Raw genomic sequence first — 6,000 nt, 5'->3', positions numbered from 1 at the left:
GCTTCGGCCAGTTCGATGATTTTCGCTTCCCACTCAGCTTCGCCTTCCAGCGCTTTCAGCGCGGAACCGCGGATCACTGGCAGGTCGTCGCCTGGGAAGTCGTACGCGGACAGCAGTTCGCGAACTTCCATTTCTACCAGTTCCAGCAGCTCTTCATCATCAACCATGTCGCATTTGTTCATGAATACGATGATGAAAGGAACGCCAACCTGACGACCCAGCAGGATGTGCTCACGGGTCTGAGGCATTGGGCCGTCAGTCGCAGCAACTACCAGGATCGCGCCGTCCATCTGAGCAGCACCGGTGATCATGTTTTTCACGTAGTCGGCGTGCCCTGGGCAGTCAACGTGCGCGTAGTGGCGAGTCGGGGTGTCATACTCAACGTGAGAGGTGTTGATGGTGATACCACGAGCTTTTTCTTCTGGCGCGTTATCGATCTGGTCGAAAGCACGTGCAGAACCGCCGTAGGTTTTAGCCAGAACGGTGGTGATCGCTGCAGTCAGGGTAGTTTTACCGTGGTCAACGTGGCCGATAGTACCAACGTTAACGTGCGGTTTTGTACGTTCAAATTTTTCTTTAGACACGGCTATATTCCTTACTATAGCGCTCTCCCCTTCTGGAGAGAGCACGGGACTTTGGTTTTAACCCTGCGGCTTATTTGCCACGGGCTTCGATTACGGCCTGAGCGACGTTGTTCGGTGCATCATCATACTTCAGGAATTCCATGGTGTATGATGCACGACCTTTAGTCAGAGAACGCAGCTGAGTTGCGTAGCCGAACATTTCGGACAACGGTACTTCAGCGTGGATCTTAACGCCAGTCACTTCAGATTCCTGACCGCGCAGCATGCCGCGACGACGGCTCAAGTCACCGATAACGTCACCGGTGTTCTCTTCTGGAGTCTCAACTTCAACCTTCATGATAGGCTCAAGCAGAACTGGTTTCGCTTTCTTAAAGCCTTCTTTAAAGGCGATAGATGCGGCCAGTTTAAACGCCAGTTCAGAGGAGTCAACGTCGTGGTAAGAACCGAAGTGCAGACGAATACCCATATCTACTACCGGGTAACCAGCCAACGGACCAGACTTCAGCTGCTCCTGGATGCCTTTATCAACGGCAGGGATGTATTCGCCAGGAATTACGCCGCCTTTGATGTCGTTGATGAACTCGTAACCTTTCGGGTTAGAGCCCGGCTCCAGTGGGTACATGTCGATCACAACGTGACCGTACTGACCGCGACCACCAGACTGCTTGGCGTGCTTACCTTCAACATCGGTAATCTTCGCGCGAATCGCTTCGCGGTAAGCTACCTGAGGTTTGCCCACGTTAGCTTCAACGTTGAATTCACGCTTCATGCGGTCAACGATGATGTCGAGGTGCAGTTCACCCATACCGGCGATGATGGTCTGGTTAGACTCTTCGTCAGTCCATACGCGGAATGACGGGTCTTCTTTAGCCAGACGGCCCAGAGCCAGACCCATTTTCTCTTGGTCAGCTTTGGTTTTTGGTTCAACGGCGATAGAGATTACCGGCTCAGGGAATTCCATACGCTCCAGGATGATTGGAGAGTCTGGATCACACAGGGTGTCCCCGGTGGTCACGTCTTTCAGACCGATCGCAGCGGCGATGTCGCCTGCGCGAACTTCTTTGATCTCTTCACGCTTGTTGGCGTGCATCTGAACGATACGGCCGAAACGCTCGCGCGCAGCCTTAACAGAGTTCAGCACGGTGTCGCCGGAGTTAACAACGCCGGAGTACACGCGGAAGAAGGTCAGGTTACCTACGAACGGGTCGGTAGCGATTTTGAACGCCAGAGCAGAGAACGGCTCGTCATCACTTGCGTGACGCTCAGCCGGGGTGTCTTTACCGTCGTCCAGGATACCGTTGATCGCAGGAACGTCAGTTGGCGCCGGCAGGTATTCGATTACCGCATCCAGCATCGCCTGTACGCCCTTGTTCTTGAACGCAGAACCACAGGTAACCAGGATGATTTCGTTGTTCAGCACGCGCTGACGCAGAGCGGACTTGATTTCTGCCTCGGTCAGCTCTTCGCCGCCCAGGTATTTTTCCATCAGCTCTTCGGAAGCTTCCGCAGCGGATTCGATCAGGTTCTGGCGCCATTCTTCAGCCAGTTCCATCATGTCAGCCGGGACGTCTTCGTATTCGAAGGTAACGCCTGCGTCTTCTTCGTTCCAGTTGATCGCCTTCATCTTCACCAGGTCGATAACGCCGGTGAATTTGTCTTCTGCGCCGATAGCCAGCTGCAGAGGAACAGGGTTAGCGCCCAGACGAGTTTTGATCTGGCCAACAACTTTCAGGAAGTTAGCGCCCATACGGTCCATTTTGTTAACGAACGCGATACGTGGCACTTTGTATTTGTTAGCCTGACGCCATACGGTTTCAGACTGTGGCTGAACACCACCAACAGCACAGTAAACCATTACCGCGCCATCCAGCACACGCATGGAACGTTCTACTTCGATGGTGAAGTCAACGTGCCCTGGGGTGTCGATGATGTTTACGCGGTGCGGTTCGAACTGCTTGGCCATACCAGACCAGAAGGCAGTCGTCGCTGCAGAAGTGATGGTAATACCACGCTCCTGCTCCTGTTCCATCCAGTCCATGGTGGCAGCGCCGTCATGAACTTCACCGATTTTGTGGTTTACACCGGTGTAGAACAGAATACGTTCGGTAGTGGTGGTTTTACCGGCGTCGATGTGAGCACTGATACCGATGTTACGGTAGCGTGCAATGGGTGTTGTACGAGCCATTTGATTCCTCTATTCCTAGGGCGTTCAAGTTCAGTTAACCCAAGCGGGCCGATTTGACGCGCCCGCTTGGTTAGCATGACTACAGCCAGATGATTACCAGCGGTAGTGGGCGAACGCCTTGTTGGCTTCGGCCATACGGTGAACGTCTTCACGCTTCTTAACAGCAGAACCTTTGTTCTCTGCTGCGTCAGACAGCTCGTTCGCCAGGCGCAGAGCCATGGATTTATCACCGCGTTTACGTGCAGCATCAACGATCCAACGCATTGCCAGAGCATTACGACGAACCGGGCGGACTTCAACTGGTACCTGATAAGTAGAACCGCCAACGCGACGCGACTTAACTTCTACAGTCGGGCGAACGTTGTCGAGAGCGACTTCGAAAGCTTCCAGGTGATCTTTACCAGAACGCTGAGCCAGGGTCTCCAGCGCGGTATAGACGATTGCTTCTGCAGTAGATTTTTTACCGTCTACCATCAGGATATTTACAAATTTGGCCAGCAGCTCAGATCCGAACTTAGGATCTGGCAGGATTTTACGTTGGCCGATTACGCGACGACGTGGCATGGAAATACTCCGTTGTTAATTCAGGATTGTCCAAAACTCTACGAGTTTATTTTGACATTAAAGTTAAAACGTTTGGCCTTACTTAACGGAGAACCATTAAGCCTTTGGCTTCTTCACGCCGTACTTGGAACGAGCTTGCTTACGGTCTTTAACACCGGAGCAGTCAAGTGCACCACGGACGGTGTGGTAACGCACACCTGGCAGGTCTTTTACACGACCGCCACGGATCAGGATTACGGAGTGTTCCTGCAGGTTGTGGCCTTCGCCACCGATGTAGGAAGTCACTTCGAAACCGTTGGTCAAACGCACACGGCAAACTTTACGCAGTGCGGAGTTTGGTTTTTTCGGGGTAGTGGTATATACGCGGGTGCATACGCCACGTTTCTGCGGGCAGGCTTCCAGCGCTGGAACGTTGCTTTTAGCAGCCTTCACAGAGCGTGGTTTGCGAACCAGCTGGTTAATTGTTGCCATTAAAAAAGCTCCTGGTTTTTGCTTCGTACTAGCTTCGTAAACATGTGATAAATCCCCTCGTATGCACTACTGGCAAAGTACGAGGACGCAGAATTTTAGGGCTGACCAGTATGGGTGTCAAGAAATATACAACATCACCGTCATCACCAGGCCATTTGGCTGCGGTGTTGTTCGGTTAATTCAACGAAGTGATTATAGCCGACGACAGTGATTTTGTGCGAAAAATGACCAATCAACCCCCTGGCTTCCAGGTCGTCCTGCAGCGCATAAAGGGATATGGGGGCGGCGAGCAGCGATTCAAGATGGGCGCTGCCAACAAGGCCTGCGAGCACGCCGTCCTGCAGCAGCAGCAGCGCGTCGCCCTCCGCGGTCAGGCGCAACAGCGCGGGCAGGTCACATTGGTTTGGCGAATGGCTCAGGGTATACAACATCAGAAGTTCCTAAAACGTCATTACGGCGTCGTAGCCGGCCAATTCACGGCGCAGTTCGTCCGGCGCCAGCACCTCGGCATCCAGCACCCAATCGGTCACCTGACTCAGCCCGCGTTCCTGCAGCGAAGCCTGGCACAGATAACACCGCTCCACGTCATACAGCGGCAGTACGCCGAAAGTGGCGATATAATTGCGCGCCAAAATCTTTTCCGGTTGCTGGCCCGGCAATAGCTGCAACACGCCATCACCGATAAAAAACACCCCCAAATCTTCACTGAGCGCCGACGTGGCGAGCAGCGCATCCAGCCCTTCTCTGCCGCCGGCGCCGCCATGCGGCCCGTGGGTGAAAACAAAAGCGACTCGTTTCATCATTTCCTCAGAACTGCACCAGACGGTCGCAACTCAGCGACGCTTCGGCCAGGGAACCCAGCCCGCTCAGGGTAAAGCCGGGCTGCAGGTTGGCGCCGGCCAGCCCCTGCTGCTGCGCCTCCTGCTCGTCGGTGACGCCCCGACGCAGCGCGGCGGCCACGCAGACGTTGAGCGCTACGCCGTGTTGCTGCGCGAGCTGCGTCCAGCCGCGCACCAGATCGAATTCGTCGCTGGCGGGCGCGGTTAACCGGTTGGCGTTCAACACCCCTTCACGGTAGAAAAAGACGCTGGAAAGACGGTGCCCTTTCGCCAGCAAAGCCTGAGCGAATTGATAGGCGCTGCTGGCCTGCTGCGTGCCATAAGCCGGGCCGGTAACCAACAGACAATAGTCGAGCATCAACGGTCGCTTCCCACCAGATCGCCGCTTTTAAACTGGCGAATGTACAGATAGACGGTGTGTTTGGAGATATTCAGACGATCCGCCACCTGGTTGATCGCATCCTTGATGTCGAAGATGCCTTTCTCATAGAGATTGAGCACCACCTGTCGATTCTTGGCGTTATTGGACACCGAGCGGTCGGCGTTCACCTCTTCGATGGTGAACTCCAGCGTCTGCGCCACCAGATCGTCGACGGAAGAGGCGAAGTTCACCGACGACGGCACGTCCTGCGCTGTCGGTGGCATAAAGGTTTGCATGATCTGCGAGAACGGCACGTCGAGGTTCATGTTGATGCACAACAAACCAATCACTCGCTGCTCGCGATTGCGAATGGCGATAGTCACCGATTTCATCAATACGCCGCTCTTGGCGCGGGTAAAGTAGGCTTTCGACACACTGCTGTCGTCGCCGGCCATGTCGTGCAGCATGCGCAGCGCCAGGTCGGTGATCGGCGAGCCGATTTTGCGCCCGGTGTGTTCCCCGTTGGCGATGCGCACCGCCGAGCTGTTCAAGTCTTCCAGCGCGTGCAATACGATTTCGCAGTGGCCGCCGATCAACATCGCCAGCCCGTCGACCACCGCTTCATAGGATTTCAGGATTTCATGATCCGTTTGAGTAAACGGACGTTCATTCAGCAAATCAAGTTCGCTGGCTTCGCTGGATAAAAGCGAATTCGACATCGAAGATACCACCCTCATAGATCGCCTGTGCCAGGGGGCGCAGCTAAAACCGCTCGGGCCGGATCGCTGCCGTCATCGGCGCGCTGCAGCGCGGCTGGCTGAGAGCGGCATAAAACGGCGCGATGACATCCGCGGGCGAGGCGGCCGGGAACAATTTTAGGTACACGCCCTAAGGGGCAGACGCATGACTGATAAGTCAGAATTATTAGTCTAGCAAAGCGGCCGGAGCAAAGTCCTTGCGTTTGCGCGTGGTATTGACGTTAAGCCCGATGCCCGG

8 protein-coding genes are annotated in these 6,000 nt (G+C 54.8%); all 8 read right to left on the bottom strand.

Features of this window, described 5'->3' with window-relative positions:
• Positions 1 to 584, bottom strand: a 584-nt coding sequence (locus ACJ8J1_RS23685) for a GTP-binding protein (RefSeq protein ID WP_123867980.1), incomplete at its 3' end; no start/stop codon positions are given.
• 70 nt (positions 585 to 654) lie between these two features.
• Entirely contained in the window at positions 655 to 2,769 is a 2,115-nt protein-coding gene (gene fusA, locus ACJ8J1_RS23680) for an elongation factor G (RefSeq protein ID WP_033645245.1), read from the bottom strand.
• Between the two features lie 93 nt (positions 2,770 to 2,862).
• Complete coding sequence (gene rpsG / locus ACJ8J1_RS23675) at positions 2,863 to 3,333, bottom strand: 30S ribosomal protein S7 (protein ID WP_004956203.1); 471 nt, start codon at positions 3,331 to 3,333, stop codon at positions 2,863 to 2,865.
• 96 nt (positions 3,334 to 3,429) lie between these two features.
• Entirely contained in the window at positions 3,430 to 3,804 is a 375-nt protein-coding gene (gene rpsL, locus ACJ8J1_RS23670; protein ID WP_004930426.1) for a 30S ribosomal protein S12, read from the bottom strand.
• A gap of 143 nt (positions 3,805 to 3,947) precedes the next feature.
• Complete coding sequence (tusB, locus tag ACJ8J1_RS23665; protein ID WP_033645246.1) at positions 3,948 to 4,235, bottom strand: sulfurtransferase complex subunit TusB; 288 nt, start codon at positions 4,233 to 4,235, stop codon at positions 3,948 to 3,950.
• 9 nt (positions 4,236 to 4,244) lie between these two features.
• Positions 4,245 to 4,604, bottom strand: coding sequence for a sulfurtransferase complex subunit TusC (gene tusC, locus ACJ8J1_RS23660; RefSeq protein WP_033645384.1), 360 nt, complete (start codon positions 4,602 to 4,604; stop codon positions 4,245 to 4,247).
• A 7-nt stretch (positions 4,605 to 4,611) separates the two neighbouring features.
• The gene (gene tusD / locus ACJ8J1_RS23655) at positions 4,612 to 5,001 is read right to left on the bottom strand and encodes a sulfurtransferase complex subunit TusD (protein WP_033645247.1); all 390 of its coding nucleotides are present in this window, start codon (positions 4,999 to 5,001) and stop codon (positions 4,612 to 4,614) included.
• Positions 5,001 to 5,723 (bottom strand): helix-turn-helix transcriptional regulator, encoded by a 723-nt coding sequence (locus tag ACJ8J1_RS23650; RefSeq protein ID WP_033645248.1) that lies wholly within the window; start codon positions 5,721 to 5,723, stop codon positions 5,001 to 5,003. The genes tusD and ACJ8J1_RS23650 overlap by 1 nt, the downstream gene beginning before the upstream one ends.
• Between the last annotated feature and the right edge of the window lie 277 nt (positions 5,724 to 6,000).

Origin of the sequence: Serratia sp. CY37869, assembly GCF_052168895.1 — a bacterium.
In the GTDB taxonomy this organism is placed as follows: domain Bacteria; phylum Pseudomonadota; class Gammaproteobacteria; order Enterobacterales; family Enterobacteriaceae; genus Serratia; species Serratia ureilytica.
Note: the sequence above shows the minus strand (reverse complement) of the source record. Positions and strands in the feature narration are given on the sequence as shown.

Coding starts and splice junctions, on each gene's coding strand:
- tusC (WP_033645384.1), bottom strand. CDS start 4,604: ATGAAACGAGTCGCTTTTGTTTTCACCCACGGGCCGCATGGCGGCGCC.
- tusD (WP_033645247.1), bottom strand. CDS start 5,001: ATGCTCGACTATTGTCTGTTGGTTACCGGCCCGGCTTATGGCACGCAG.
- rpsL (WP_004930426.1), bottom strand. CDS start 3,804: ATGGCAACAATTAACCAGCTGGTTCGCAAACCACGCTCTGTGAAGGCT.
- rpsG (WP_004956203.1), bottom strand. CDS start 3,333: ATGCCACGTCGTCGCGTAATCGGCCAACGTAAAATCCTGCCAGATCCT.
- fusA (WP_033645245.1), bottom strand. CDS start 2,769: ATGGCTCGTACAACACCCATTGCACGCTACCGTAACATCGGTATCAGT.
- tusB (WP_033645246.1), bottom strand. CDS start 4,235: ATGTTGTATACCCTGAGCCATTCGCCAAACCAATGTGACCTGCCCGCG.
- ACJ8J1_RS23650 (WP_033645248.1), bottom strand. CDS start 5,723: ATGTCGAATTCGCTTTTATCCAGCGAAGCCAGCGAACTTGATTTGCTG.